Annotated in this window: 27 protein-coding genes; 10 read left to right on the top strand and 17 right to left on the bottom strand. The window is 76.9% G+C overall.

What is annotated here, in order from left to right; all coding sequences use genetic code 11:
• Positions 1-57: 57 nt before the first annotated feature.
• Both ACI8AC_RS08630 and ACI8AC_RS08625 read left to right on the top strand, forming a co-directional pair.
• Positions 58-801: an SDR family oxidoreductase gene (locus tag ACI8AC_RS08630; protein WP_456897138.1), complete on the top strand. Its 744-nt coding sequence runs from the start codon at positions 58-60 to the stop codon at positions 799-801.
• 64 nt (positions 802-865) lie between these two features.
• On the top strand, positions 866-1,795 hold the full coding sequence (locus ACI8AC_RS08625; RefSeq protein WP_456897136.1) for a DMT family transporter: 930 nt from the start codon (positions 866-868) through the stop codon (positions 1,793-1,795).
• A 9-nt stretch (positions 1,796-1,804) separates the two neighbouring features.
• Here the strand turns inward: ACI8AC_RS08625 and ACI8AC_RS08620 are convergent, their stop codons facing one another.
• The gene (locus ACI8AC_RS08620; RefSeq protein WP_456897134.1) at positions 1,805-2,692 is read right to left on the bottom strand and encodes a universal stress protein; all 888 of its coding nucleotides are present in this window, start codon (positions 2,690-2,692) and stop codon (positions 1,805-1,807) included.
• A gap of 32 nt (positions 2,693-2,724) precedes the next feature.
• Complete coding sequence (locus tag ACI8AC_RS08615; protein WP_456897132.1) at positions 2,725-3,171, bottom strand: pyridoxamine 5'-phosphate oxidase family protein; 447 nt, start codon at positions 3,169-3,171, stop codon at positions 2,725-2,727.
• Positions 3,172-3,288: 117 nt separating this feature from the next.
• On the opposite strand from ACI8AC_RS08615, the gene ACI8AC_RS08610 reads away from it, so the two are divergent.
• A complete protein-coding gene (locus ACI8AC_RS08610) occupies positions 3,289-4,296 on the top strand; it encodes an Acg family FMN-binding oxidoreductase (protein ID WP_456897130.1) in 1,008 nt (335 codons plus the stop codon).
• A 12-nt stretch (positions 4,297-4,308) separates the two neighbouring features.
• Here the strand turns inward: ACI8AC_RS08610 and ACI8AC_RS08605 are convergent, their stop codons facing one another.
• From ACI8AC_RS08605 to malQ, 5 genes are all read right to left on the bottom strand, one after another.
• On the bottom strand, positions 4,309-5,136 hold the full coding sequence (locus ACI8AC_RS08605) for a DUF998 domain-containing protein (RefSeq protein WP_456897128.1): 828 nt from the start codon (positions 5,134-5,136) through the stop codon (positions 4,309-4,311).
• Positions 5,124-5,567: a hypothetical protein gene (locus ACI8AC_RS08600; protein WP_456897126.1), complete on the bottom strand. Its 444-nt coding sequence runs from the start codon at positions 5,565-5,567 to the stop codon at positions 5,124-5,126. The genes ACI8AC_RS08605 and ACI8AC_RS08600 overlap by 13 nt, the downstream gene beginning before the upstream one ends.
• A 124-nt stretch (positions 5,568-5,691) precedes the next feature.
• Entirely contained in the window at positions 5,692-5,892 is a 201-nt protein-coding gene (locus tag ACI8AC_RS08595) for a hypothetical protein (protein ID WP_456897124.1), read from the bottom strand.
• A gap of 91 nt (positions 5,893-5,983) precedes the next feature.
• Positions 5,984-6,292 (bottom strand): hypothetical protein, encoded by a 309-nt coding sequence (locus ACI8AC_RS08590; protein WP_456897122.1) that lies wholly within the window; start codon positions 6,290-6,292, stop codon positions 5,984-5,986.
• 48 nt (positions 6,293-6,340) lie between these two features.
• A complete protein-coding gene (gene malQ / locus ACI8AC_RS08585) occupies positions 6,341-8,176 on the bottom strand; it encodes a 4-alpha-glucanotransferase (RefSeq protein WP_456897120.1) in 1,836 nt (611 codons plus the stop codon).
• A 190-nt stretch (positions 8,177-8,366) separates the two neighbouring features.
• Here malQ and ACI8AC_RS08580 point away from each other — a divergent pair, with 190 nt between their 5' ends.
• From ACI8AC_RS08580 to ACI8AC_RS08570, 3 genes are all read left to right on the top strand, one after another.
• Positions 8,367-9,416 (top strand): TIGR03885 family FMN-dependent LLM class oxidoreductase, encoded by a 1,050-nt coding sequence (locus ACI8AC_RS08580; protein ID WP_456897118.1) that lies wholly within the window; start codon positions 8,367-8,369, stop codon positions 9,414-9,416.
• A 116-nt stretch (positions 9,417-9,532) separates the two neighbouring features.
• A complete protein-coding gene (locus ACI8AC_RS08575) occupies positions 9,533-11,206 on the top strand; it encodes an alpha-amylase family protein (RefSeq protein WP_456897116.1) in 1,674 nt (557 codons plus the stop codon).
• Positions 11,207-11,700: 494 nt separating this feature from the next.
• Complete coding sequence (locus tag ACI8AC_RS08570; RefSeq protein ID WP_456897114.1) at positions 11,701-12,018, top strand: hypothetical protein; 318 nt, start codon at positions 11,701-11,703, stop codon at positions 12,016-12,018.
• Positions 12,019-12,067: 49 nt separating this feature from the next.
• Here ACI8AC_RS08570 and ACI8AC_RS08565 read toward each other — a convergent pair whose 3' ends face one another.
• The 5 genes from ACI8AC_RS08565 to ACI8AC_RS08545 all read right to left on the bottom strand — a co-directional run bounded on the left by ACI8AC_RS08565 (position 12,068) and on the right by ACI8AC_RS08545 (position 17,641).
• Positions 12,068-12,841 carry a sulfite exporter TauE/SafE family protein gene (locus tag ACI8AC_RS08565; protein WP_456897112.1) on the bottom strand — a complete coding sequence of 258 codons (774 nt, stop codon included), beginning with the start codon at positions 12,839-12,841 and terminating at the stop codon, positions 12,068-12,070.
• Entirely contained in the window at positions 12,838-13,584 is a 747-nt protein-coding gene (locus ACI8AC_RS08560; protein WP_456897110.1) for a hypothetical protein, read from the bottom strand. The genes ACI8AC_RS08565 and ACI8AC_RS08560 overlap by 4 nt, the downstream gene beginning before the upstream one ends.
• Positions 13,585-13,619: 35 nt before the next feature.
• The gene (locus ACI8AC_RS08555; RefSeq protein WP_456897108.1) at positions 13,620-14,396 is read right to left on the bottom strand and encodes a sulfite exporter TauE/SafE family protein; all 777 of its coding nucleotides are present in this window, start codon (positions 14,394-14,396) and stop codon (positions 13,620-13,622) included.
• A complete protein-coding gene (locus ACI8AC_RS08550) occupies positions 14,393-14,983 on the bottom strand; it encodes a GNAT family N-acetyltransferase (protein WP_456897106.1) in 591 nt (196 codons plus the stop codon). The genes ACI8AC_RS08555 and ACI8AC_RS08550 overlap by 4 nt, the downstream gene beginning before the upstream one ends.
• A 99-nt stretch (positions 14,984-15,082) precedes the next feature.
• Positions 15,083-17,641, bottom strand: a complete 2,559-nt coding sequence (locus ACI8AC_RS08545; RefSeq protein ID WP_456897104.1) for a DEAD/DEAH box helicase — start codon at positions 17,639-17,641, stop codon at positions 15,083-15,085.
• 131 nt (positions 17,642-17,772) lie between these two features.
• On the opposite strand from ACI8AC_RS08545, the gene ACI8AC_RS08540 reads away from it, so the two are divergent.
• Entirely contained in the window at positions 17,773-18,630 is an 858-nt protein-coding gene (locus tag ACI8AC_RS08540) for a glucose 1-dehydrogenase (protein ID WP_456897102.1), read from the top strand.
• 48 nt (positions 18,631-18,678) lie between these two features.
• On the opposite strand, the gene ACI8AC_RS08535 is transcribed toward ACI8AC_RS08540, so the two are convergent.
• Positions 18,679-19,125: a hypothetical protein gene (locus ACI8AC_RS08535; RefSeq protein WP_456897100.1), complete on the bottom strand. Its 447-nt coding sequence runs from the start codon at positions 19,123-19,125 to the stop codon at positions 18,679-18,681.
• A gap of 77 nt (positions 19,126-19,202) precedes the next feature.
• Entirely contained in the window at positions 19,203-20,132 is a 930-nt protein-coding gene (gene mmuM / locus ACI8AC_RS08530; protein ID WP_456897098.1) for a homocysteine S-methyltransferase, read from the bottom strand.
• Between the two features lie 32 nt (positions 20,133-20,164).
• Here mmuM and yidD point away from each other — a divergent pair, with 32 nt between their 5' ends.
• The 3 genes from yidD (at position 20,165) to argG (ending at position 22,696) form a co-directional block, all read left to right on the top strand.
• The gene (gene yidD / locus ACI8AC_RS08525; RefSeq protein ID WP_456897097.1) at positions 20,165-20,677 is read left to right on the top strand and encodes a membrane protein insertion efficiency factor YidD; all 513 of its coding nucleotides are present in this window, start codon (positions 20,165-20,167) and stop codon (positions 20,675-20,677) included.
• A gap of 80 nt (positions 20,678-20,757) precedes the next feature.
• Positions 20,758-21,195, top strand: coding sequence for an alternative ribosome rescue aminoacyl-tRNA hydrolase ArfB (gene arfB / locus ACI8AC_RS08520; RefSeq protein WP_456897095.1), 438 nt, complete (start codon positions 20,758-20,760; stop codon positions 21,193-21,195).
• 52 nt (positions 21,196-21,247) lie between these two features.
• Positions 21,248-22,696 carry an argininosuccinate synthase gene (argG, locus tag ACI8AC_RS08515; protein ID WP_456897094.1) on the top strand — a complete coding sequence of 483 codons (1,449 nt, stop codon included), beginning with the start codon at positions 21,248-21,250 and terminating at the stop codon, positions 22,694-22,696.
• A gap of 125 nt (positions 22,697-22,821) precedes the next feature.
• On the opposite strand, the gene ACI8AC_RS08510 is transcribed toward argG, so the two are convergent.
• The 3 genes from ACI8AC_RS08510 to ACI8AC_RS08500 form a co-directional block, all read right to left on the bottom strand.
• Positions 22,822-24,057: an RNA polymerase sigma factor gene (locus ACI8AC_RS08510; RefSeq protein WP_456897092.1), complete on the bottom strand. Its 1,236-nt coding sequence runs from the start codon at positions 24,055-24,057 to the stop codon at positions 22,822-22,824.
• A gap of 3 nt (positions 24,058-24,060) precedes the next feature.
• On the bottom strand, positions 24,061-24,411 hold the full coding sequence (locus ACI8AC_RS08505) for a YciI family protein (protein ID WP_456897090.1): 351 nt from the start codon (positions 24,409-24,411) through the stop codon (positions 24,061-24,063).
• A 166-nt stretch (positions 24,412-24,577) separates the two neighbouring features.
• Positions 24,578-25,216, bottom strand: coding sequence for an N-acetyltransferase (locus ACI8AC_RS08500; RefSeq protein ID WP_456897088.1), 639 nt, complete (start codon positions 25,214-25,216; stop codon positions 24,578-24,580).
• Positions 25,217-25,232: the final 16 nt, after the last annotated feature.

Genomic DNA, 25,232 nt, shown 5'->3' with positions numbered 1-25,232 from the left:
CGGTCCACGCCGCGCCGCCGCGTGCCGAGGACGGACCGGTCCGGCCAGACTGCACCCATGGACGTTCTGGTGACGGGAGGTACCGGCCGCCTCGGCCGGCGGGTGGCCGAGCTGCTGGAGGCCCGGGGGGACCGGGTGCGGCGGATGTCGCGGCGCGGGGCCGGGCCGGGTGGGGTGCGGGGCGACCTCGCCGGCGGCCGGGACCTGCCGCAGGCGCTGGCCGGGGTCGAGGTGGTCGTGCACGCGGCCAGCGATCCGCGCGACGCCTGGCAGACCGACGTCGCCGGCACCCGCCGGCTGGTGCAGGCGGTCGACCGGGAGCGGCTGCGGCACCTGGTGTACGTCTCCATCGTCGGGGTCGACCGGGTGCCCTACGGCTACTACCGGGCCAAGTTCGCCACCGAGCAGGTGCTGCTCGCCTCCGGGCTGCCGGTGACCCTGCTGCGGATCACCCAGTTCCACGACTTCGTCGACCAGCTGCTCGAGACCGCCCGCCGCGGGCCGGTCCTGCCGGTGCCGATGGGCTGGCGGGCCCAGCCGGTCGACGTCGGGGATGCGGCCGGGTACACGGCCGACGTGGCCGCGGCCGCGCCGACGGGGGACGTCGTCGAGTTCGCCGGGCCGGAGGTGCTCACCGCGGCCGAGATGGCGCGGGCCTGGGCGGCCGCCCGGGAGCCCGGTGTGCACGTGGTGGCCACGCCGGTGCCCGGCCGGCTGTCGGCGGCCTTCCGGGACGGCGGTGCGCTGCCGAGCGGGGGTGCGCGGGGCCGGCGGACGTACGCCGGGCACCTCGCCGGCTGACCCGCCGAGCGCGGCGTCCGGGAACCGCCGGAGGACGTCGCCGTCCGGCCCTACGGTCGGCACCGTGCCCGCCGCCCCCCGCACCCCGTCGCCGCCCGTCCTCGCCGCCGTCGCGTTCACCCTGCTGGCCTGGGCCTCGGCGTTCGTCGCCATCCGCGGGGTCGGCGCCCACCTCTCACCCGGCCCGCTGGCGCTCGCCCGGCTGGCCGTGGGCACGGCCGTGCTCGCCCTGCTGGTGCTGGCGACCGGCGCCCGGTGGGTGCGCCCGACCCCGCGGGAGGCGGGCCTGCTCCTGGTCTGCGGTCTCGGCTGGTTCGGGGTGTACAGCGTCGCGCTCAACGCCGCCGAGCGGCACCTCGACGCCGGGACGACGGCGATGCTGGTCAACACCGGCCCCGTCCTCATCGCGCTGTTCGCCGGGCTGTGGCTGGGGGAGGGGTTCCCGCCGCGGCTGCTCGCGGGTCTCGCGGTGGCCTTCACCGGCGTGCTGCTCATCGGGGTCGCCACCCGGGGCGCCGAGCTGGACCCGGTCGGCGTCGTGCTGTGCCTGGTCGCCGCGGTGACCTACGCCGCCGGGGTGGTGGCGCAGAAGCCGGTGCTGCGCCGCCTGCCGCCGCTGCAGGTCACCGCCGTCGCCTGCGCGATCGGCACCGCCTGCTGCCTGCCCTGGGCGGGCGCACTGGGGCGGGAGCTCGCGGGGGCGCCGGCCGGCGCGCTGGTCGGCGCGGTCTACCTCGGCGCGGTGCCGACGGCCCTGGCCTTCAGCACCTGGGCGTTCGCGCTGGCCCGCAGCGACGCCGGCCGGCTGGGAGTGACCACCTACCTGGTGCCCCCGCTGGTGGTCGCCCTCGCCTGGCTGCTGCTCGACGAGGTCCCGCCGCTCCTGGCCGTCGCCGGCGGCGCCGTGTGCCTGGCCGGGGTGGCGCTGGCCCGGTCCCGGGGGCGGGTGCGCCGGCCGGAGCCGGTGCCGGCCGGGGCGGGCACCGCCGGCTGAGCCGGGCGGTCAGCCCGGCGACCCCGGCACCGGCGAGGACGGGACGACGAGCACCGGCCGGTGCGCGCAGTGCAGCAGCGCGGTCGGCACGCTGCCGACCAGCAGCTCGTGGCTGGCGGAGTGGCCGCGGCCGCCGACCACGACGACCCCGGCCCCGCGGGCGGCGGCGGTCTCGGCCAGCGTGGCCGCGGTGCCGCGCGCGCTGCCCGCCCGGCCCGAGCAGCGGACCCGGAGGACCCCCGGGTCCCCGTCGCCGCCCTCGGCCACGCCGTCGTCGCCGGTGACCGTGACCAGCAGGTGCTCGCGGTCGGGCAGCAGGGCGCGGGCGGCCGCGGCCGCCCGCTCGGCGCCGGGGGAGCCGTCGGTGCCCACCAGCACCGGTCCCTCGGCGGCCGCCGCCCACTCGGCGGTCGTCAGGGGGCAGGGGACGACCAGGACCGGCACGGGGCTGACCTGCACGACCAGCTCGGAGACGCTGCCCAGCGAGGCGCGCACGCCACCGAGCCCGCGGGAGCCCACGACGACCAGGTCGGCGCCCAGCTCCTCCGCCGTCCGGGCGAACTGGTAGCCGTCGCCGCCGAAGGTGCGCCGCACCAGCGGCTCGGCGTCCCAGCCGGCCGCGCGGGCCAGCGAGACGCCGTTGCCGGCCAGGCGCTCGGCCTCGGCCCGGCCCTCGGTCTCCAGCAGCCGGCCCAGCTCCTCGAGGCCGCGCGCCCGGCCGGCGAGCCGGGCGCGCAGCTCCGGCGAGGCGAAGGGCGGTTCCCACAGGTGCAGGACCGTGGCGTCGGCGGCGGGCACCAGCCGCGCCGCGGCCTCGACGGCGTTGACCGCGCTGGGGGACCCGTCGTACCCGACGAGGACGCGGAGGGACCGGCCGGAGGGTGCGGGTGCGCTCATGTGCGCGATGGTGGCAGACGGAGACGGGAGCCTCAGAGGTAGGCGCGCGGGTCCACCGCCGGGGGGAGCTCGCCGGGCACGATCCGCCGCCCGGAGATGTCGTGCGGCACCAGGCGCAGCCAGTGCCCGGTGTCCCCGGGCGCCCACGGCTCGACGCCCGTGCCGTGCGTCCGGGCGACCAGCTCGGCGCGGTGCTCCTCGCCCACCACCTCCGCCACGCCGCGCACCAGCACGCTCCACCCGGAGCGGGTGCTCCGGTCGACCTCGTCGACCTCGAAGGTGACGTTGGCGTGCTCGGCCGCGGCGAGCTTGGTGCCCGCCCGAGTGCGGATGACGATCGTGGTCCCGTCCATCGCGAAGTTGACCGGGAAGATCAGCGGGTGGTGCTCGGCGTTGACCCCCAGCCGGCCGATCTCCTGGGTGGCCAGCAGCCGGTAGCACTCCTCGGCGGGGATCGTCTCGAGGGCCGCGTCGGTCATGGGGTCATCGTGGCGCAGCGCGGGCCGTACGTGCAGCCCGCGCCGCCGATGGGGTAGGCAGGGGACCGGAACGGCCGCGAGGGCGGCGTGGCGGCGAGCGCACGGAGGTCGGGCGCGATGGACGAGCAGGCCTGGACGGCGGTGGTGGCCTCGGCCGTCCGCGCGCCGTCGATCCACAACACGCAGCCCTGGCGGTTCACCGCCGGCCCCGACCGGCTCGACGTGCACCTCGACCGCGAGCGCGCGCTGCCGGTGCTGGACCCCACGGGCCGCCAGCAGGTGATCAGCTGCGGCGTGGCGGTCGAGTTCGCCGCGGTCGCCCTGGCCGCGGCGGGCCGGGACACCGAGGTGGAGCTGGTCCCCGGGGGTGAGCGCGCCGACCACCTGGCCACCGTCCGGGTCACCGGGGAGCGCGCGGCGACCGAGGAGGACCGTGCCCTGCTCGCCGCGATCGAGCAGCGGCACACCGACCGGGCGCCGTTCCTCCCGCGGGCCCTCCCGGCGGCGCTGCTGGACCGGGTGCAGGCCGAGGCCGGCGGGATCGGCGTGTGGGTCAAGCCGATCGACCGGTCGGAGGAGGAGGTCGCCACCGTCTTCCTGCTCTCGCGCGCCGAGGAGGTCGAGCAGGGCGACCCGGAGTACCTCGCCGAGCTGCAGCGCTGGCTGCGGACCGACCCCGCGGCCGAGGACGGCGTGCCGGTCGAGACCGTGCCCAGCGAGGACCCCGCCACGCGGCCGTCCAACTGGCTGATCCGCGACTTCGTGGTCGGCACCCGCGGCGTGCACGAGACCTTCCTGCCCGAGGGGGACCCGGCCGCGCCGCCGCCGGAGGTGGAGCGCCCGACGGTGGTGCTGCTGGGTACCGACGGCGACGACCGCACCGCCTGGCTGCTCGCCGGCCGGGCCCTCGGCCGGCTGCTGCTGCGGGCGACGATCGAGGGGGTCGCCGCCTCGCCGCTGACCCAGGCGCTGGACTGGCCGGCCACCCGCACCCGGCTGCGCAGCCGGCTCTCGCTGGTGGGCTACCCGCAGATGCTGCTGCGCCTCGGGTACCCCTCGGCGCCGGCCCGGGTCCACTCGGGCCGCCGGCCGGTGGCCGACGTCCTCCGGTTCACCCCCGCCTGAGCCTCCGGGCGCTCACCGGCGCCGGGGCTGGGCCCAGGGGTCCTCGGGGTCGAAGTCGTCCACCTCGGCGGTGTCGTCGGCCGTGTCCCCGGCCGTTCCGCCGGCCGTGCCCGGCGCCGCCGGCCGGTCGGCGTCCCGGCCGGCCGCCGCCTCCAGGGCGGCGTCGCGCTCGCGGGCCCGCTCGGCCGCCGCGGCCCGCTCCTGGGCCCGCCGCTCGCGGCGGCTCGGCCCCTGCGGACGCCGGGTGTCCCGCAGCCGCGGCAGCAGGGCGCCGGCCAACGCCAGGCCGACCGGCAGGACGTAGGCCGCGACCCGTTCGGTGCCGCCCTCGCCGAGCAGCGACACGACGCCGGCGACGAAGAAGACGGTCGCGGCCGCACCGAGCAGGCCGAGCACCGCCAGCGCGGTCCCGAGGGCCTCGGACCGGGGGCGGACGGCGTAGGCCAGCGCGAGCAGCGCCAGCGCGCCGCCGACGAGGTACAGCCCGGCGCCGGCCTCGTGCACCGCCGCCCGGCCGTCCTGCGGGACGAGGCCGACCACCGCCACCCCGACCGCGGCCGCGGCGAGGAACGCCGGCGCGATGCGCCCCCCGGCCCCCAGGAGGAGGGGGCGCAGCAGCACGGTGCCCGCGCCGATCAGCACGCCCTGCAGCACGAACGACGCGTTCATGAGCCAGGCCGCGGGGGACAGGCCCGAGCCCAGCGTGCTGACGAGGTCGTCGGCGCGGGAGTACGGGAGGTCCAGCTGCAGCTGCACGACCGTCTCGACGACGAAGAACTGCAGCGTCAGCAGCCAGGCGGCCGCGCCCCAGCGGTAGCGGGAAGCACTCACGCCCGCCATGGTCCCAGGCCGGCGTCGCCGGGCAGCCGGGCGAGGACGGCGGCGTACTGGGCGGGCGAGAGCCAGGAGGGGTTGCTGCCGGCGGGGACGCGCAGCACCTCCGCGTCGCGGACGGCCGGGTCGGCGAGCAGGTCCGCACGCGGGACGTGCCCGACCAGGCGGGTGAGGCGGACGGGGACGGCCGGGCCGTCGGGGCCCTCCTCGGGTTCCCCCGTCACCCGGCCGAGGGCGTGCACACCCGGCTCGACGCGGCCGCTGACCCAGAGCAGGCAGGGCGCGCCGGCGCGGACGAGGCCGAGCCGGGAGGTGCGCCGCACGCACCGGGTGAGCTCGCGGGCGCTGCCCGGAGCCCACCCGCCGTCGATGGCCGCCGGCGACCGGGTCGACTTCAGCACCCAGCAGGCGACGTCGGCGGGGGTGAGGCGGGTCATCCGGTGGCTCCCCGTGCGTCCACGGAACGTCCCCGTCCGAGGCCGGCGGCGGCCCCGTCCAGGGCAGGCCCCGTCCCGAGGCTCGCCGCGAGCCTGCGAGCGGTGAGGAGGACGGGGTCCCTCGTCAGTCGGTGGCCTGGTGCTCGTCGGCGCCGGCCGGGTCCGCGTCGTCGGAGCCCACGGCCTGCCGCTCCTGCTCGGTGCGGTGCTGCAGCGCGTCGTCGCTGGGCCGGTCGTACCCGCCGGCGTGCTGCTGGCGGTCGCGCGGCGCGGACTCGGTGGTGTCCATGACGTCGTCGAGGGTGGGGCGGTCGGGCTCGCTCACGGCTGGTCTCCGCTTCGTCGGGACGGTCTCTGGTCCCCCCGGCCATAGCCAGCGCCGGGAGGGCGTAACCGGCGCGGCCGCGTCGGGCTGCTCACCGCTGCTCCAGCAGCGCCGCCGGCACCCAGGCCTCGACGAGCACCGGCCCGTGCGGCCCCGCCACGGCGTAGGCCACCCGGCCGTGCCAGCCGCGTTCCCCCTGCCGCCACTCGACCAGGAGACCGGGCCACACGCCGGGGGCGCCCGGCGGGTCGTGCACCCAGCAGTGCCGGCCGCGCGGCTCCGCCGTCCCCGCCCCCCGGGCCGTCGACGGTGGCTGGCCGGGGGGCGGGGCGACCCCGGAACGGGCCGCGCGCTCCTCGAGGGACCGCCCGGATCGCCCCGGGTGCATGCCACCAGCCACGGCCGGAGTGTGGCACGTACCCGAACGTGCGTTCGACCCCGGCGTGGTTCAGGAGCCGCGGACGGCGTCCCCGAGGGTGCGGGCCACGGTCTGCACCAGGTCGTGGCCGGCCAGGTCCTCCAGGGGCACCGGCAGGGGCAGCGACCAGTTCGGCCGCTCCGTCGTCCCCGGGAGGTTCGGCCGGCGGCGCTCGGCGACCGCGTCGTCCAGGGTCGCCGTGAGCATCCGGCAGGGCGCCTGCGCGAGCAGTTCGTGGGCCCGCCGCACCACCGTCTCCGGCCGGGCGTTGCGCCGGACCCCGGGCAGCCTGGCCAGCAGCGCCTCCCGCCCGCGCTCGAGCTCCTCGTCGGTGCCGGTGCCCAGCGCGCGCTGCTCCTCGAGGTCGGCGCCGGTCCACAGCCCGGCCACGGTCGGCAGGTCGTGCGTGGTGACGGCCGCCATGGCCTCCGTCGTCCACCCGGCCGGGGCCTCCTCCTCGAACCAGAGCAGCCGGTAGCCGAGCACCCCGTGCTCGGCCAGGGCCTCGCGGACGCCCTCCTCGACCGTGCCGAGGTCCTCCCCGACGACGACCGCCTGTGCCCGGTGGCTCTCCAGCGCGACGATGTCGAGCAGGTCCTCGGCCGGGTAGCGCACGTAGGCCCCGTCGGCGGCGCTGCCGCCGGCCGGCACCCACCACAGCCGGAACAGCCCCATGACGTGGTCGATGCGCAGGCCGCCGGCGCCGGCCATGGTGGCGCGGATGGACTGGACGAACGGCTCGTAGCCGGCCAGCCGCAGCCGCCAGGGCACCAGCGGCGGGGAGCCCCAGTCCTGGCCCTGGGCGTTGAACGCGTCGGGCGGGGCGCCGACCGTGGCGCCCTGGGCCAGGACGTCCTGCCAGGTCCACGCGTCCGCGCCGCCGCCGGCCACCCCGATCGGCAGGTCCTGCACCACCGTCGTCCCGGCCGTGGCCGCCTCGAGCTGGCGGTGCACGGCCCACTGCAGCCAGGCGTGGAAGGCGACGTCCCGCTCGTGCTCGGCCACGAACCGGCCGACCGCCTCGCTGCGCGGGTCGCGCAGCTCCTCGGGCCAGGTGTGCCAGTCGCCGCCGTGGACGTCGACCAGCGCGCACCAGGTCGCCCAGTCCTGCAGCGGCTGACCCTGGTGCCACCACCAGTCGGGGAAGGCGGGGTCGTCGCGGCCGGTGGCGTCGAAGACCCGCCGCAGCACGGCGCGCTTGTGCGCCCAGACCGCGTCCCGGTCGATGAGCTCGCCGTCGTTGAGCGCCCGCCCGGCCGCCTCGTCGAGGTCGACCGCATCGGCGCCGGGCACCTCCTCGACCCGCAGGTACAGCGGGTTGCGGAACCTCCGGGTGGCCGGCAGGTACGGGCTGGCCTCCTGGCCGGGTGTCGGGGCCACGCCGTGCAGCGGGTTCACCATGAGGAAGCCGGCGCCCTGCGCCTGGGCCATCTCCCGGACGGCCCGCAGGTCGGCGAGGTCACCGATGCCCCGGCTGGCCCGGCTCCGGGTGGCGTAGAGCTGCACCGCCCAGCCCCAGACGCGGCCGTCCGGGGGCTCCCAGCACCGGCCGGGCGAGACGATCAGCCGCCGCTCCGGGCCGTGCTCCGGGCGCAGCCGGTGGTAGCCGAGCGGGAAGTCCTCCGGCAGCTCGCCGTCGACGTGCCGGGTGGAGCCGTCCTCCAGCACCACCTCGGCCCGGTCGACCTCGAGCGCGTCGCCGGGCCGGGCCACGATCGGGGCCCGGTCCTCCAGGTCCTCCGGCGGGGTGCCGATCACCTCCCGCAGCCGCTCGACGGTGGCCGGGGCGACCTCCTGCTCCTCGTCCGCGGCGTCGAGCCAGGTGGCGTCGACGCCCCATGCGTCGGTCGTCGGGGTGCGCTTCACGCCCCGATACTCCCCAGCCCGGCCCGCGCGCACACCGGAGGGCCACCGTGGTGTCGGCGACGTCCCCGGCCCCCGGCGGGTCGCCGACCTCCCCGGGGGGCGCCCGGGGGCGGGTCCCGGCCGCCCTTCCGGATCGGGGAGAGCCGGAAGGCGGAGGTAGAGCGCCCGTCCCGGGGGTAGGGGGGCGCCCATGACGGTGATCGGGTTCCACAACTCGCACGAGCAGGTGCACCCCGCCGAGCTGCTGCGCGCGGTCCAGCACGCGGAGGAGGTCGGCTTCACCGCGGCCATGTGCTCCGACCACCTCGAGCCGTGGAGCGAGCGGCAGGGGCAGTCCGGGTTCGCGTGGTCCTGGCTGGGTGCCGCGCTGGCCACCACCGGCCTGCCGTTCGGTGCGGTCAACGCCCCCGGGCAGCGCTACCACCCGGTGATCGTGGCCCAGGCCATCGCCACGCTCGGGGCGATGTTCCCCGGTCGCTTCTGGGTGGCCCTGGGCAGCGGGGAGGCCATGAACGAGCACGTCACCGGGCACGTGTGGCCGCGCAAGGACCTCCGGGACGCCCGGCTGCGGGAGTGCGTCGACGTCATCCGCGCGCTGCTGGCCGGCGAGGAGGTCAGCCACGAGGGCCTGGTCACCGTCGACCGCGCCCGCATCTGGACCCTCCCGGAGCGGCAGCCGGCCCTCATCGCCCCCGCGGTCAGCGCGCGCACCGCCCGCCGGCACGCCGAGTGGGCCGACGGCCTGGTCACCATCAACCAGCCGCACGAGACCCTGCGGGAGGTGGTCGACGCGTACCGGGACGCCGGGGGGAAGGGCACCCTCACCATCCAGGTGCACCTCTCCTGGGACCCCGACCCCGACCGCGCGGTCGCCGTCGCCTTCGACCAGTGGCGCAGCAACGTCTTCCCGCCCCCGCTGTGCTGGGACCTCGAGACCACCCACGCCTTCGACCAGGCGAGCGCGCACGTGACACCGGAGGCGGTCGGGGAGGCGGTGCGCATCTCCGCCGACCTGGACCAGCACGCCGCGTGGATCGACGAGTACGTCCAGCTCGGCTTCGACCAGGTCTACCTGCACCACGTCGGCAAGGAGCAACTGCCCTTCCTCGACGCCTTCGGGGCCCGCGTGCTCCCGCAGCTGGACGTCACCCGGCCGGAGCCGGCGGTGGCGATCGACCCGCCCGGCCCGGAGGAGCCGCTGCGCCCGCACGAGCCGCCGCAGCCCGCCGTCCTGCACTGAGCCGCACGGCCGCGGCGCGGTTGGCCCGCGGGACCGCGCCGGGCCGGCCGGGGTCTGCGCTCGCCGGGCGGCGCCGACTGCGGTAGGGAATGACGGGCCGCCGAGGAGAGGACGCCATGCGCATCACCGACACCGCCGACCTGTGGTGGAAGACGGCCGTCGTCTACTGCCTGGACGTCGAGACCTACCTGGACTGGAACGGCGACGGCTGCGGCGACTTCGCCGGCCTGGCCCAGCGCATCGACCACCTCGCCGACCTCGGCGTGACCTGCCTGTGGCTGATGCCCTTCTACCCGACCGCCGAGCGCGACGACGGCTACGACATCACCGACTTCTACGGCGTCGACCCGCGGCTGGGCACGCACGGTGACCTGGTCGAGGCCATCCGGACGGCGAACGACCGGGGCATGCGGGTGATCGCCGACCTGGTGGTCAACCACACCTCGATCCAGCACCCCTGGTTCCAGCAGGCCCGCCGCAGCAAGGACGACCCCCTCCACGACTGGTACGTGTGGCGGGACGACGAGCCGCCGGACACCTCCGACCAGGTCGTCTTCCCCGACCAGGAGGACAGCACCTGGACCCGCAACGAGGCCACGGGGGAGTGGTACCTGCACCGCTTCTACAAGGAGCAGCCCGACCTCAACGTGGCCAACCCGCGCGTCCGGGACGAGATCGCCAAGATCATGGGCTTCTGGCTGCAGCTCGGGCTGTCGGGCTTCCGCGTCGACGCCGTCCCCTTCTTCCTGGAGACCCAGCCCGACGACGCCGAGCACTTCCCGGAGCCGCACGCCTACCTGCGGGCGCTGCGCCGGTTCCTCGGCCGCCGCACCGGCGACGGCATCCTGCTCGGCGAGGTGAACCTGCCGCACGAGCAGCAGGTCGACTTCTTCGGCGGCTCCGACGGCGACGAGCTGACCATGCTGTTCGACTTCGTCGGCATGCAGGCGCTCTACCTCTCCCTGGCCCGCGCCGACGCCGGCCCGCTGACGACGGCGCTCACCCGGCGGCCGGCGGTCAACCCCGACAGCCAGTGGGCCACGTTCGTCCGCAACCACGACGAGCTCACCCTCGACAAGCTCTCCGACGACGAGCGCGCGGAGGTCTTCGCCGCCTTCGGCCCCGAGGAGCGCATGCAGGTCTACGGCCGCGGCCTGCGCCGCCGGCTGCCGCCCATGCTGGACGGCGACCCCCGGCGGGTCCGCCTGGTCTACAGCCTGCTGTTCTCCCTCCCCGGCACCCCGGTGCTGTTCTACGGCGAGGAGATCGGCATGGGGGAGGACCTCGACGCGCCCGGCCGGCTCGCCGTCCGCACGCCCATGCAGTGGACCTCGGGCCGCAACGGCGGCTTCTCCACCGTCGAGGACCCCGACGCGCTGCCCGGCCCGGTGGTCGACGGCGGCTTCGCCCCGGAGTTCGTCAACGTCGCCGACCAGCGGCACGACCCCGACTCGCTGCTGTCGTTCATGAAGCTGCTGATCCGCCGGTACCGCGAGTCCCCGGAGCTGGGCTGGGGCACCTACACCGTCCTGGAGCAGCCGCACGCCCAGGTGCTGGCGCACCTGTGCACCTGGGACGAGGGTGCCCTGGTGGCCGTGCACAACCTCGGTGCCCAGCCGGTCACCGTCCCGGTCCGGCTCGCCGACTGCGGCCCGGAGCACCGGCTGGTGGACCTGCTGCAATCCGGCGAGGAGGTGCTGGGCGAGGACGGGGGGGCCGACCTGGCCCTCGACGGCTACGGGTACCGCTGGCTGCGGGTCGTCGCGCCCGGCAGCCGCCGGCTGGTCTGACGAAGGGCCCCGTCCCTCCCCGCTTCCTGCAGGCTCGGGGTGGGCCCCTCGCGAGGAGGTCGACAGGTCGACATGCCGACACCCCGGGCGCAGGTCCCCGGAACCGTCGGCCCCGCCGCCTAGCGTGGACGGCGATGCCCGAGTCGCCGACGCCCGAGCCGTCCTCCCCCCAGCAGACCCCGGGGCCGCCGCCGACCGCGACCCTGCCGGCCCCGCCGCAGGCCACCGGTCCGGTGCCGTCCGTGCCGCCGCCGGCGCCCAGGCCCGCCGGGGCGGGCGCGGGGCCGTCGCCCGCCGGGGCGGGCGCGGGGCCGTCGCTCACCGGGCCGGCGGGGGAGCCCCCGTCCGGGGCCACCGCCGCCTCCGCCGCCGGGCCCCGTGCCACGCCCGAGGCCGCGCCGCCCGCCACCCCGCCCGCGGACGGGCACCAGCCGACCGCTCCGGTCACCGGCCGGCCACGGGTCCGCCCGCGCCGGCCGAGCCCGCTCACCCGGATGGGGCCGTGGGCGCCGGTGGCCGGGGCGCTGGCCGGCCTGGTCGCCGGGCTGCTCGTCGTCCTGCTGCTGGCCGGGGTCGCCGAGGGCTTCGCCGCCCGGCTGGCGCTGGTCTTCGTGACCGTGGGCCTGACCCTGCTCGGTGCCGCCGTCGTGCTGCTGGCCGACGAGGTCCGGCTGCTGCGCCGCTCCCGCGACCTCCCGGTGCGGCCTGCGTCGGTGGAGGCCACCGCCGGCCTGCTCAACGGGCTGACGCCGGCGCGGTTGCTGCTCGCCGCGTCGGCGTTCGTGCTCTTCCTCGCCGCCTACGTGAGCTGACCGCGCTGCGCGGAGCCCCCGTGCGCTGATCTCCGCGGGCCGACCGGCGTCAGGTGTAGGCCTGCACCGCGAGGTGCGCGGCCAGGCCCAGGCCGGCCAGCGCGATCACCCGGCGCAGCGCGGTCTGCGGTGCCCGGCGCACGACGCCCGGGCCGAGCCGGCCGCCGAGGAACAGGCCGAGGGCCAGCGGCAGCGCCGCCGACCAGGCCACCGAGGCGAAGAACACGTAGCCCAGCGCGGCCACGGCGTTGGCCACCCCGAGGACGGCGTTCTTCAGCGCGTTGCCCCGCGGCAGGCCCTCCCCCGTGGTGAGCAGGTACATGGCCAGCATGAGCACCCCGGCCGCGGCGCCGAAGTACCCGCCGTACACCGCGATCGCCAGGGTGCCCAGCGGCAGCCACCACGGGTCCCGGTGCGGGTGGGTCGCCTGCCCGGCGGCCCCCTCCGCGGCGAGGTCCCGGGGCGGGCGCTGGACCAGGATGGCCACCGACGCGGCCGCGATCAGCCACGGCACGATCCGCTCGAACGCCTCGCCGGGGGTGAGCAGCAGCAGCACCGCGCCGGCGACCCCGCCGAGGACGGCGGCCGCGGCCAGCGGCAGCAGCCGCCGTCCCTGCCCGGTCAGCTCCGGGCGGGACGCGCTCACCGACCCCACGCTGTTGAGCACCAGGGCGACGGTGTTGGTCACGTTGGCCGTGATCGGCGGCAACCCGGTCGCCAGCAGAGCCGGGTAGCTGACCAGCGAGGCGAGCCCGGCGATGCTCCCGGTGAGCCCGGCGGCGAGCCCGGCCAGGACCAGCAACCCGAACTCGAGGGGCGTCACCCCAGGTCGTCGTCGGGCACGGGTGCCCCGGCGAGGTCCCGGGGGGAGAGCCGGCCGGAGACGATGTCCTCGGCGATGTCGTCGACCACGCGGCCGCTGGTCAGGGCGGCGGCCTGCATGGTGGCGATCGCGTCGGGGCCGTCCAGGTCGCAGGCGACCCCGATGAGGCCCATGGCCTGCCACACCCGCGCCCGGCGGCGGGCGTCGGGGCCCTCGAGCCAGCCGCTGCCGTCGTCCGGGAAGTCGGGGCCGCGGACGGCCACCGCCAGCTCCTGCGTGGTGGCGGTGGCGATCGTGCGCACCTCCTCGCGGTCCAGCCGCTGGAGGCCCTCCGGCTCGCGGGCGTAGAGGTCGAGCACCACGAGCGGGCCCAGCGGCGGCGGCAGCGACACCGAGAGGACGGCGCGGAACGGGGTCGCCGCCGAGAGCGCGGCCCACAGCTCGGGCCAGTTGTGCTGGATGTCCTCGGGGTCGAAGGTCACGGTGTCGCCCACGTCGTGGGCGCGCAGGCACGGGCCGTCGCCGAGGGTGAACTGCAGCCGCTCCGCGTGCGCGATCAGCTCGTCGCTGGCGCCGATGGGGGTGCGCAGCGCACCGACGTGCAGGCTCAGGCCCGCCCCGTCGACCGGGAGCGCGGCGGCGGCGGCGCGCGCCAGGCGCGAGGGCAGGAGCTCGGGCCGGGCGAGCTCGGGCGGGACGGTGCGGAGGGCGTCGTCGAAGCGTTCGGCGGCCGGACGGGTCATGCCGACAGCATGCAGCGCCCCGGCCCCCCGTGTCCTCACCGGGTGAGCAGCACCGCGACGGCCGTGCAGCCGAGGACGACGATCGCCGCCCGCAGCACCGGGGACGGCAGCCGGCGCCCGAAGCGGGCCCCGAGGTACCCGCCGGCCAGCGAGCCCGCCGCGACGAGGCCGGCCGCTGCCCAGTGGACCCGTTCGGTGGCCACCACCACGTAGGCCCCGGCCGCCACGGCGTTGACCGCGAGGGTGAGCACGTTCTTCAGCGCGTTGAGCCGCTGCAGCGACTCCCGCACCAGGAGCCCGAAGACGCCGACCTGCAGCACGCCCTGGCTGGCGGCGAAGTAGCCGCCGTAGCTGCCGGTCGCGTACGCGCCGGCGAGCAGGGCGAGCAGCCGGCCCCGGCCCAGCGGTCGCGGCGCGTCGTCCGCCCGGCGCCGGGCCAGCGTCCGCTGCACCAGCGGCTGCACGGCGACCAGCACCACGGCCAGCCCCACCAGCGCCGGCACCACCGCCTCGAAGGCCGCCGCGGGCAGGTGCAGCAGGAGGAAGGCGCCGGTCAGGGCGCCGAGCACCGAGGCCGGCAGGAGACGCAGCACCAGGCCGCCCTGCCCGGCCAGCTCCCGCCGGTAGCCGAGGGAGCCGGTCAGGTTGCCCGGGACCAGGCCGAGGGAGTTGCTCACCGTCGCGGTCACCGGCGGCAGCCCGACCGCGAGGAGGACGGGGAAGGTGACCAGCGTGCCGGAGCCGACCACGGCGTTGATGGCGCCGGCGGCCAGGCCCGCCGCGGTCACGGCCACGGCCTCGAGCGGGGTCACGCGAGCGCCGCGACCCGGTCCAGCAGCTCCGCGTCCAGCGGCCGGTCGGCGTACACCAGCCGCACCGCGCCCGGGTCGGGGTTGCCGGCGTCCGGGCCGCGCCACACCAGGGTCAGGCCGGCCCGCTCGGCCCGGCCGCGCGAGCGCACGTTGTGCTCGAGCAGGTAGGCCACCACTGGCCGGGCCGGGTCGACCGCCCGGGCGGCGGCCAGCGCGGCGGCGACCAGTTCGGCGGCCAGGCCCCGGCCCCACGCCGCCGGGGTGAACCGGTAGTAGAGGTTCCACCAGTCGGTGCCGACCCGTCGGGCGCAGCCGCCCGTGCCGACCACCCGGCCGGGCTCCAGGCCGGGCTCGGCGGCGTCCTCCCGCAGCCGGGCGGTCCAGTAGCCCAGGCCGTCGTCGGCCCAGTGCCGCTGGGTGTGCGCGATGCCGGCCGCGGTCTGCTCCGGCGAGGTGTGCCGGCCCGTGGGCAGGTGCGCCCAGGTGCCGGGGTCGGCCATCAGCGCGGCGTGCGCGTCGAGGTCGGCGGGGACGACGGCGTCCAGGCGCAGCCGCGCGGTGGTGACGTGCCGCAGGCCGCCGGTCACGCCGTGATCATGGAGTTCTCGCCCGCGACGCGGGAGGACACGCCGGCGGCGCCGGCCGGATGCCCATGATCACGGCCGGGGGCGCGGCCGGGGGCGGGCTCAGGTCCACGCGGCGTCCCTGCGCCCGGCGTCGACGACGCGGAGCACCAGCGCGCCCTCCTCGTCGGAGGCGGCGAGGTCCACCTCTGCGTCGATGCCCCAGTCGTGGTCGCCGGCCGGGTCGTCGACGACCTGCCGCACCCGCCAGACCCCCGGCGTCCCCCGGTCCCAGACGAGCAGCGCCGGGCCGCGGGCGTCCGCGCCGGTGCGCACCTCGTCGTGGTCGGCGAAGTAGGCCTGCACCACCTCGCCCCAGCGCTCGGCGTCCCAGCCGGATCCGGCGTCGAGCTCGCCGAGGTCGTACCACCGGCGCCGGGCCCACAGCTGCACCCGGTGGAACAGCGCGTTGCGCACCATCGCGGTGAAGGCCCGCTCGTTGCCGGTCAACGGGCGGGGACGGGCGGGGACGGCGACCGGCTCGTCGGCCGGGCGGTCGGGGTCGGTGAGCGCCTCCCACTCGTCGAGCAGGGAGGAGTCGACCTGGCGGACCAGTTCCCCGAGCCACTCCACGAGGTCGGTGACCTCCTCGGTGCGCGCGGCCGCCGGTACGCCGGAGCGCAGGGCCTTGTAGGCGTCCGACAGGTAGCGCAGCACCGCCCCCTCCGCCCGGGTCAGCCCGTAGGTGCCGACCAGCTCCCGGAAGGTGAGGGCGCGCTCCCACATGTCCCGGACGACGGACTTCGGCGACGGGTGCGCGTCGGCCGCCCACGGGTTGCCGCGCACGTACACCTCGAAGGCGTGCTCGAGCAGCTCCTCCAGCGGCCGAGGGTAGGAGACCTCCTCGAGCAGCTCCATGCGCTCCTCGTACTCGATGCCCTCGGCCTTCATCTGCGCCACCGCCTCGCCCCGGGCCTTGTTGAGCTGCGCGGCCAGGACCTGCCGGGGGTCGTCGAGGGTGGACTCGATGACGCTCACGACGTCGAGGGCGTAGGTCTCGGAGCCCGGGTCGAGCAGCTCGATGGCGGCCAGGGCGAACGTCGACAGCGGCTGGTTGAGCGCGAAGTCCGGGGGCAGGTCGACCGTCAGGCGGTAGCGCCGGCCGTCGGCGTCGGGCTCCGGCAGCCGCTCGACCACGCCGGCCTGCAGCAGGGAGCGGGCGATGCCGATCGCCTCGCGCACGTGCCGCAGCTGCCGCTTGCGCGGCTCGTGGTTCTCGGTGAGCAGCCGCCGCATCGCGACGAACGGGTCGCCGGGCCGGTCGACGACGTCGAGCAGCATCGCCGTGGTCACCCGCATGTTGCTCACCAGCGGCTCGGGCTCGGCGTCGATCAGCCGGCGCATCGTGCCCTCGCTCCACGGCACCATGCCCTCGGGCGCCTTCCGGCGCACCAGCTTGCGGCGCTTCTTGGGGTCGTCGGCGACCTTCGCGAACTGCTTGAGGTTCTCCACCTCGTGCTCGGGCGCCTGGACGACGACGGTGCCGGCGGTGTCGAAGCCCGCGCGCCCGGCCCGCCCGGCGATCTGGTGGAACTCGCGGGCGGAGAGCAGCCGGGTGCGGCTGCCGTCGTACTTGCTCAGCGCGGAGAACACCACGGTCCGGATCGGGACGTTGATGCCCACGCCGAGGGTGTCGGTGCCGCAGATGACCTTGAGCAGGCCGGCCTGGGCCAGCTGCTCCACCAGCCGCCGGTACTTCGGCAGCATCCCGGCGTGGTGGACGCCGATGCCGTGGCGGACCAGCCGCGACAGCGTCGTCCCGAACGCGGAGGAGAACCGGAAGCCGCCGATCATGCCGGCGATCGCGGCCTTCTCCTCCTTGGTGCAGACGTTGACGCTCATCAGCGCCTGCGCCCGCTCCAGCGCGGAGGCCTGGGTGAAGTGGACGACGTAGACGGGGGCCTGCCGGGTGTCCAGCAGCTCCTGGATCGTCTCGTGCACCGGCGTGGTCGCGTAGTAGTGGTGCAGCGGCACCGGGCGCTCGGCGGTGGCCACCAGCGCGGTGGGCCGGCCGGTGCGGCGGGTGAGGTCCTCGCGCAGCGCGGTGGTGTCGCCGAGGGTCGCGCTCATCAACAGGAACTGCGCCCGCGGCAGCTCCAGCAGCGGCACCTGCCAGGCCCAGCCGCGGTCGGGGTCGCCGTAGAAGTGGAACTCGTCCATGACGACGAGGCCGATCTCGGCTTCCGCCCCCTCGCGCAGCGCGATGTTGGCCAGCACCTCCGCCGTGCACGCGATGACCGGTGCGTCCCGGTTGACCGCGGCGTCACCGGTGAGCATGCCGACGTTGGCCGCGCCGAAGACGCCGCACAGGGCGAAGAACTTCTCGCTGACCAGCGCCTTGATCGGTGCGGTGTAGAAGCTGCGGCGGCCGGCGGCCAGGGCGGCGTACTGGGCGCCGGTGGCCACGAGCGACTTGCCCGAGCCGGTCGGGGTGGCCAGGACGACGTTGGCGCCGCTGACCACCTCGATCAGCGCCTCCTCCTGGTGCGGGTACAGCGGGGTGCCGTTGCCCTCGGCCCAGGTGGCGACGTCGGTGAAGAGGGTGTCGGGGTCGGCCGCCCGGGACCGCAGCGCGTCGAGGTCGGCCGGGCCGGCGAGGAGGGGAGGGGCGGTGGCGGTCATCGTGGGGGACAGCGTGCCCGACGCCCCGACCCTTCCCCGGAACCGGGCTCGTGCCCCCGGACGGTTCCGGTTCCGGGCGGCTCCGCACGGGTAGGCGCGGGACGTACCGACGGCACCCCCTGGAGGACGACGTGTCCGAGCCCCGCCCGGAATCACAGCCCGAGCAGCAGCAGACCCCGCCCGGCACGCTGGGGGAGATGGACCCCAAGCCCGACCACGGCGAGGAGAGCTACCGCGGGTCGGGCCGGCTCGCCGGCAAGGCCGCGGTCATCACCGGCGGCGACAGCGGCATCGGTCGCGCGGTGGCGATCGCGTTCGCCCGGGAGGGCGCCGACGTGCTCATCGCCTACCTCGACGAGCACGAGGACGCGCGGGAGACCGCCAAGTACGTCGAGGAGGCCGGCCGGACCTGCGTGCTCGTCCCCGGGGACCTCGCCGACCGCGCCCACCAGAAGACCGTCGTCCCGAAGGCCGTGGAGGCGTTCGGGAAGATCGACGTCCTGGTCAACAACGCGGCGTTCCAGATGAGCCACGAGTCCCTGGACGAGATCTCCGACGAGGAGTGGGACCACACCCTCGCGCTCAACCTGACCGCGATGTTCACCCTCTGCCGGGACGTGCTGCCGCACATGCCCGCGGGCGGGTCGATCATCAACTCCTCGTCGGTCAACTCCGACAACCCGAGCCCCACCCTGGCGCCCTACGCGATGACCAAGGCCGGCATCGCCAACTTCTCCGCCAGCCTCGCCCAGCTGCTGGCCGAGAAGGGCATCCGGGTCAACAGCGTCGCCCCGGGGCCGGTGTGGACCCCGCTGATCCCCTCGACGATGCCGGAGGAGAAGGTGGCGAGCTTCGGCGGGAACACCCCGCTGGGCCGGGCCGGGCAGCCGGCCGAGCTCGCACCGGTCTACGTGCTCCTGGCCAGCGACGAGGCGTCCTACGTCTCGGGCGCGCGGGTCGCGGTCACCGGGGGGCGCCCGATCCTCTGAGGGCCGAGGAGGACCCCGTCCCGGGTGCCCGGGGCGGGGTCCTCTGCGTCACTGCTCGTCGTCGGTCTCGAACAGGTCCACCTCCTCGGCGAGGACGTACGGCCGGCCGGCCCAGTCGGCGAGCGCGTCGTCGTCGAGGTCGACGCCCTCGTCCTCCTCCACGGCCGGCACGTCGAGGCCCTCCTGCACCACCCCGGTGACCCGGGCGGCCAGCTCCGGTGTGATGCCGACGACGTCGTCGGGGGAGACGACCAGCACCGGGTCGCCGCCGTCGTCACCGGTGAGGGTGAACGCGTGCCCCGAGTAGACGTCGCCGATCGCGGCCGAGACGGTGAACGCCTCCTCGGTGAGGTCGGCGGTCCCCTCCTGGAGGTCGGAGAACGTCACGCTCTCCTCGTCACCCGCGCTGCCGCCGCAGGCGGAGACCCCCAGCGCGGCGGCCACGGCCACCCCTGCTGCGGCCGCGGTCCGGATCGTCGCCCTCCGGTGTGCCATGCCATCCCTCCTGTCCGGCGTGCGTCCCCCGGGGGATGCGCGCCGGTGGCCCCGCGCAACCGGGTCCACGGGATTCGTCAGGGGACCGACATACTCGGGCCGGCCTCCCGCAGGACCCGCGCCAGCCCGGCGACGTCGCCGGGCCCGATCCGGCAGCAGCCGCCGACCGCCCGCGCCCCGGCGGCCACCCAGCCCGGCACCTCGGCGAGGGGGAGGCCGCCGGACCCGGTCCAGCGCCGGGCCGCGGCGTCCCAGCCCTCGCCGCTGTTCGGGTAGGCGACGACCGGCTTGTCGCTGGTGGCCGCGGCCAGGACGCCGGAGCGCACGCCGGCCGGGGCGGTGCAGTTGACCCCCACGGCGACGACCGCGTCGACGCCGGCCGCCATCGCGAACACGTCCGCGGCCAGCTCGCCGCGGCGGGTCCGGGCCAGACCCGCGGCGTCGACCACGGTCGTCAGGGACAGCCACACCGGGACCCCCAGCGCGTCGGCCTCGGCCAGGAGCGCCTCGGCCTCGGCGGCCGCCGGGACGGTCTCGCAGGCCAGGACGTCGGCGCCCGCCTCGGCCAGCACCGCCATCCGCGGCCGGTGGAAGGCGCGCAGATCGGCCACCGACAGCTCCGCGACGTAGGCCCCGGTGTACTCCGAGCCGTCGGCGAGCACCGCGCCGTAGGGGCCGACCGAGCCGGCCACCCACGCCTCCGGCGCGCCCGCGCGGGCCAGCTCGACGGAGCGGGCGACCAGCCGGCGCGCCCCGGCGGCGTCCACCCCGGCGGCGGCGAAGCCCGCCTCGGAGGCCTGGTAGCTCGCCGTGGTCGCCACCTGCGCGCCGGCGGCGGCGAAGGCGGCGTGCGCGGCCACGACCGCCCCCGGGTCGTCGCGCAGCAGCCGGGCCGACCACAGCGCGGAGGACAGGTCGGCCCCCTGCGCCTCGAGCCGGGTGGCCAGGCCGCCGTCGAGCACCACGGGAGCGGCGGCGAGGGCCGCGGCGAAGGAGCGGTCGGGCATGCCCCCGATACTCCCGCGGTACTGCAGGGCGCATGGTGATCATCTGGAGCAGCGGCTGGGGCCCCCGGCGCCGGCGCGGGTACGGCCCCCGACCGGGGTACGGCTACGGGTACGGCCCCGGCTGGGGACGCGGGTACGGCCCCCCGCCCCGCTACGGGCGGCGGTACCGCGCCGACCGCGACGGCGGCTGCCTGCGCGACCTGCTGTTCCTCAACACCGGGTGCTGCCTGGCCAACGCGATCGGCTGCGGCATCGACGGGCTCTTCCTCGTGCCGACGACCGTGCGCCACGTGCACGCCGCGGGGGCCGGCACGCCCGGGGACCGGGTGCGGGACCGGCTGGTGGCCGCCGTCCGCGTCTACCAGCGCGAGGTCAGCCCGCGCCGTCCGCCGTCCTGCCGGTTCGAGCCGACCTGCTCGACCTACGCGGTGACCGCACTCGAGCGGCACGGCGCGGCCCGCGGCGGCCGGCTGACGCTGCGCCGGCTGGCCCGCTGCCGCCCGGGCGGCGGCCGCGGGGCCGACCCGGTACCCGCGGCCGCCTGACCCGGGGCTCGGGGACGCCCCCGTCCGCCCGGGGCAGCGGCCGGGCAGCGGGCGGGCCGGCGTGGGGGAGACTGCACGGCGTGCCGGTCGACGACGCCGCGGGGGACCTCCCGGTCACCGGGGCGCTCGTCGTCCCGGCGGCCGCGCTGTCGTGGCGGTTCTCCCGCTCGTCGGGGCCGGGCGGGCAGGGGGTGAACACGGCCGACTCCCGGGTCGAGCTGTCCGTCAGCCCGCTGGCGCTGCCGGGGCTGAGCGAGGCGCAGCGGCAGCGGCTCGGGCAGCGGCTGGCGGCCCGGCTGGTCGACGGCGTCCTCACCGTCGTCGCGGCCGAGCACCGGCAGCAGCTGCGCAACCGGCAGGCGGCGCGGGAGCGGCTGGCCGCCGTCCTCCGGGCCGCGCTGGCACCCCCGGCGCCCACCCGGCGGCGGACCCGGCCGACCCGCGGCTCGCAGGAGCGGCGGCTGGAGGCCAAGAAGCAGCGCGGCCAGCTCAAGCGCTCCCGTCGGCGCTGGGACTGACCTCACACCCCGCTGTTTGCATGGTCATGCACGACTGCGCATACTTCCTCCCATGTCCAAGGTGCTCACCTCCCTGCCCGTCGGCGAGCGCGTGGGGATCGCCTTCTCCGGTGGTCTCGACACGTCCGTGGCGGTCGCGTGGATGCGCGACAAGGGGGCGGTGCCCTGCACCTACACCGCCGACATCGGCCAGTACGACGAGCCCGACATCGACTCGGTGCCCGGCCGGGCCGGCGCCTACGGCGCCGAGGTCGCCCGGCTGGTCGACGGGCGCGCGGCGCTGGTCGAGGAGGGGCTGGCCGCGCTGACCTGCGGGGCCTTCCACATCCGCTCCGGCGGGCGCAGCTACTTCAACACCACCCCGCTGGGCCGCGCGGTCACCGGCACCCTGCTGGTGCGCGCCATGCTCGAGGACGACGTCCAGATCTGGGGCGACGGCTCCACGTTCAAGGGCAACGACATCGAGCGCTTCTACCGCTACGGGTTGCTGGCCAACCCCTCGCTGCGCATCTACAAGCCCTGGCTGGACGCCGACTTCGTCAGCGAGCTCGGCGGGCGCAAGGAGATGTCGGAGTGGCTGGTCGCCCACGGCCTGCCCTACCGCGACAGCACCGAGAAGGCCTACTCCACCGACGCCAACATCTGGGGCGCCACCCACGAGGCGAAGGCGCTCGAGCACCTGGACGCCGGGGTCGAGATCGTCGAGCCGATCATGGGGGTGCGGTTCTGGGACCCCGACGTCGAGATCGCCCCCGAGGACGTCACGATCGGCTTCGCCCAGGGCCGGCCGGTGACCCTCAACGGCAAGGAGTTCCCCAGCGCGGTCGACCTGGTGCTCGAGGCCAACGCCATCGGCGGCCGCCACGGCCTGGGCATGTCCGACCAGATCGAGAACCGGATCATCGAGGCCAAGAGCCGCGGCATCTACGAGGCCCCGGGCATGGCGCTGCTGTTCACCGCCTACGAGCGGCTGGTCAACGCCATCCACAACGAGGACACGATCGCGACCTACCACAGCGAGGGCCGGCGGCTGGGCCGGCTGCTCTACGAGGGCCGCTGGTTGGACCCGCAGGCGCTCATGCTCCGGGAGTCCCTGCAGCGCTGGGTCGGCACCGCGGTCACCGGCGAGGTCACCCTGCGGCTGCGCCGCGGCGAGGACTACTCCGTGCTCGACACCTCCGGCCCGGCGTTCAGCTACCACCCGGACAAGCTGTCGATGGAGCGGACCGAGGACTCCGCGTTCGGCCCGGTGGACCGGATCGGCCAGCTCACCATGCGCAACCTCGACATCGCCGACTCCCGGGCCAAGCTCGAGCAGTACGCGGCGCTGGGCATGGTCGGCGGGGCGCACCCGGCGCCGATCGGGGTGGCGCAGGCGGCCTCGACCGGCCTCATCGGGGCGATGGACGCCGGTGGCGCCGAGGCGATCGCCTCCCGCGGCGAGGTCTCCGAGGACGAGGAGCTGCTCGACCGCGCCGCCATGGAGTCCGGCACGGATTGAGGCCCCCTGCCCTTCGTGAAGGACCCCGTCCCCCTCACCCCTCGCACGCTCGGGGTGAGCCTCCGGACGGGGCCATCGAGGCTCGGCGCGGGCCCCTGCAGAGGGGCCCGACCCGCTCCGGTGGGTCACCGGGGGAGGTCGGCCCGCCGGCGTTCGAGGAAGGCGCGCTCGGCGGCGTTGCCGGTCAGCACCAGCGCCTGCGCGTAGGCGGCGTCGGCCTCCGCCGTCCGCCCCAGGCGGCGCAGCAGGTCGGCGCGGACGGCGGGCAGCAGGTGCGAGCCGGGCAGCGCGAGCCCGTCGAGGACCGCCAGCGCCGGCTCCGGCCCGGCGACCTCGGCCAGCGCCACCGCCCGGTGCAGCCCGACGACCGGGGTGGGCGTGAGCGCCAGCAGCTGGTCGTAGAGCGCCAGCACCTGACCCCAGTCGGTGTCGGCCGCGGTCGCCGCGTCGCCGTGCACGGCCTGGATCGCGGCCTGCACCTGGTAGGGCCCGGGCGCCCCGCGGCGCAGGCAGCGGCGCACCAGCTCCTGGCCCTCGGCGACCAGCGCGGCGTCCCACCGGGTGCGGTCCTGCTCGGCGAGCGGGACCAGCTCCCCGCCGGGCCCCACCCGCGCCGGCCGGCGGGACTCGGCGAGCAGCAGCAGGGCCAGCAGCCCGGTGACCTCCGGCTCGTCGGGCAGGAGCTCGGCGAGGGCGCGGGCCAGCCGGACCGCCTCGGCGGCCAGGTCGGGGCGGGTGAGGTCGTCCCCGGCGCTGGCGGTGTGCCCCTCGGTGTAGACGAGGGACACCACGGCGAGGACGCCGGCCAGCCGGTCGGGCAGGTCGGCCTCGCGGGGCACCCGGTAGGGGATCCGCGCCGCCCGGATCTTCGCCTTGGCCCGTACCAGCCGCTGGGCCATCGTCGCCTCCGGCACGAGGAAGGCGTGCGCGACCTCGGCGGTGGTGAGCCCCCCGACCAGCCGGAGGGTCAGCGCCACCCGGGCAGCGGGGGCCAGGGCGGGGTGGCAGCAGGTGAACAGCATGCGGAGCCGGTCGTCGCGCACGGCGCCCTCCTCGGGCGGCGGGTCGGGGTCGGCGAGCCGGGCGGCGGCCGCGTACCGGTCGGTGCGGCCGGCCTCGCGGCGCAGCCGGTCGATGGCCCGGTTGCGGGCGGTGGTGACGATCCACCCGGCCGGGCTGGGCGGCACGCCGTCGGCCGGCCAGCGCTGCACGGCGGTCAGGAAGGCGTCCTGCACCGCCTCCTCGGCGGCGTCGATGTCGCCGAGGAGGCGGGTCAGGACGGCGACCGCGCGCCCGTAGGCCGCGCGGAACACCGCCTCGACCTCGGGCGCGCGGACGCCGGGCGCGCCGACGTCCGGCACCGGCTACACGCCCCGGTCCGCGACCGGCCGGACCTCGATCGGCAGGCCGGTTGCGCGCGCGTACCGGCGGCCCCACTCCAGGGCGGCGTCGAGGTCCTCGGCCTCGACGACGGTGAACCCGCCGATGAACTCCTTGGCCTCGGCGTACGGGCCGTCGACGACCAGGACGTCGTCCCCCGAGGGCTGGAGCACCGTGCTGGCCTCCGGGGGGTGCAGGGCCGCGGCGAACACCCAGGACCCGGTGGCCCGCATGTCGTCGGAGACCGCCCGGACCTCGCGCATGATCGGCTCGAGCTCCTCGGGCGGCGGCGGGTCGCCGACGGGCTGGACCAGGTTGAGCAGGTACTGCGCCATGTCGTCCTCCTCGGGTCGCGCGGCGCCCTCGTGGCGGCCGCTCACCCCCCGTACGAACGGGCACCGCCCGGATCGACACCCGCGCCACCCGGATGTGCGCGGACGGGGCTCTGCCGCGGCGGGGGATCCCGGTCCGTGCACCCCGCCACCCCGACCGGCCCGTCCCTCAGCCGCCCGGGCGGCGCACCAGCAGCCAGAGCGGGAGCTCGTCGTCCGCGGTCCGCGTCGCCCGGTCGACCTCGAACCCCGAGCGGCGCAGGAACCGGACCCCGGCCCACGTGTACGCGGCGGCCGCCGCCGGCACCCCGTCGGCGTCGCAGCGGTCGAGCACCGGCCGCAGCACCGCGGCCCCCATGCCGCGGCGGCGGCTGCTGGGCCGGGTGCCGAGGTGGGTGAGCCACCAGTGCGGCTCCGCGGGCCGGGCCGCCGCGAGCAGCTGCGCGGTGGCGGCCACCCGGGCGGCGTGCGGGCCCGACAGGTGGGGCAGCTCCCGGGCCAGCGCCGCACGCACGTCGCCCGGCAGGGGGGTGGTGCCCTCGGCGCCGGGCGGGGGCTCCCAGGTGGCGACGGCGGTGACGTCCTCGGTGACCCAGCCGGTGCCGGTCGAGACCGCCCGGTGCCCGGCGTCCAGCTCGTGCCAGCGGGTCAGCCGCTGCACCCGGCCGTCCTCGGGCAGCGCCCAGCGCACCCAGCGGGAGTCGGCCAGCGCGACGGTGAGCGTCGCGGCGATCCGCGGCACGTCGCGCTGCTCGGCCCGGCGCACCGACGGGGTGCCCAGGCGGATCGTCGTCCCCGGCTCGCTCACCGGGCCATCCCACCAC

Source organism: Geodermatophilus sp. SYSU D00758 (assembly GCF_054049955.1).
The sequence above is the reverse complement of the archived record's forward strand: the minus strand, read 5'-3'. Positions and strand labels throughout refer to the sequence as shown.

Bases quoted from the DNA above. Each gene is read 5' to 3' on its own strand.
- ACI8AC_RS08630 (WP_456897138.1), top strand. From the start codon at position 58: ATGGACGTTCTGGTGACGGGAGGTACCGGCCGCCTCGGCCGGCGGGTG.
- ACI8AC_RS08620 (WP_456897134.1), bottom strand. From the start codon at position 2,692: ATGAGCGCACCCGCACCCTCCGGCCGGTCCCTCCGCGTCCTCGTCGGG.
- ACI8AC_RS08615 (WP_456897132.1), bottom strand. From the start codon at position 3,171: ATGACCGACGCGGCCCTCGAGACGATCCCCGCCGAGGAGTGCTACCGG.
- ACI8AC_RS08610 (WP_456897130.1), top strand. From the start codon at position 3,289: ATGGACGAGCAGGCCTGGACGGCGGTGGTGGCCTCGGCCGTCCGCGCG.
- ACI8AC_RS08605 (WP_456897128.1), bottom strand. From the start codon at position 5,136: ATGGCGGGCGTGAGTGCTTCCCGCTACCGCTGGGGCGCGGCCGCCTGG.
- ACI8AC_RS08600 (WP_456897126.1), bottom strand. From the start codon at position 5,567: ATGACCCGCCTCACCCCCGCCGACGTCGCCTGCTGGGTGCTGAAGTCG.
- ACI8AC_RS08580 (WP_456897118.1), top strand. From the start codon at position 8,367: ATGACGGTGATCGGGTTCCACAACTCGCACGAGCAGGTGCACCCCGCC.
- ACI8AC_RS08575 (WP_456897116.1), top strand. From the start codon at position 9,533: ATGCGCATCACCGACACCGCCGACCTGTGGTGGAAGACGGCCGTCGTC.
- ACI8AC_RS08570 (WP_456897114.1), top strand. From the start codon at position 11,701: ATGGGGCCGTGGGCGCCGGTGGCCGGGGCGCTGGCCGGCCTGGTCGCC.
- ACI8AC_RS08560 (WP_456897110.1), bottom strand. From the start codon at position 13,584: ATGACCCGTCCGGCCGCCGAACGCTTCGACGACGCCCTCCGCACCGTC.
- ACI8AC_RS08545 (WP_456897104.1), bottom strand. From the start codon at position 17,641: ATGACCGCCACCGCCCCTCCCCTCCTCGCCGGCCCGGCCGACCTCGAC.
- ACI8AC_RS08535 (WP_456897100.1), bottom strand. From the start codon at position 19,125: ATGGCACACCGGAGGGCGACGATCCGGACCGCGGCCGCAGCAGGGGTG.
- mmuM (WP_456897098.1), bottom strand. From the start codon at position 20,132: ATGCCCGACCGCTCCTTCGCCGCGGCCCTCGCCGCCGCTCCCGTGGTG.
- yidD (WP_456897097.1), top strand. From the start codon at position 20,165: ATGGTGATCATCTGGAGCAGCGGCTGGGGCCCCCGGCGCCGGCGCGGG.
- argG (WP_456897094.1), top strand. From the start codon at position 21,248: ATGTCCAAGGTGCTCACCTCCCTGCCCGTCGGCGAGCGCGTGGGGATC.
- ACI8AC_RS08505 (WP_456897090.1), bottom strand. From the start codon at position 24,411: ATGGCGCAGTACCTGCTCAACCTGGTCCAGCCCGTCGGCGACCCGCCG.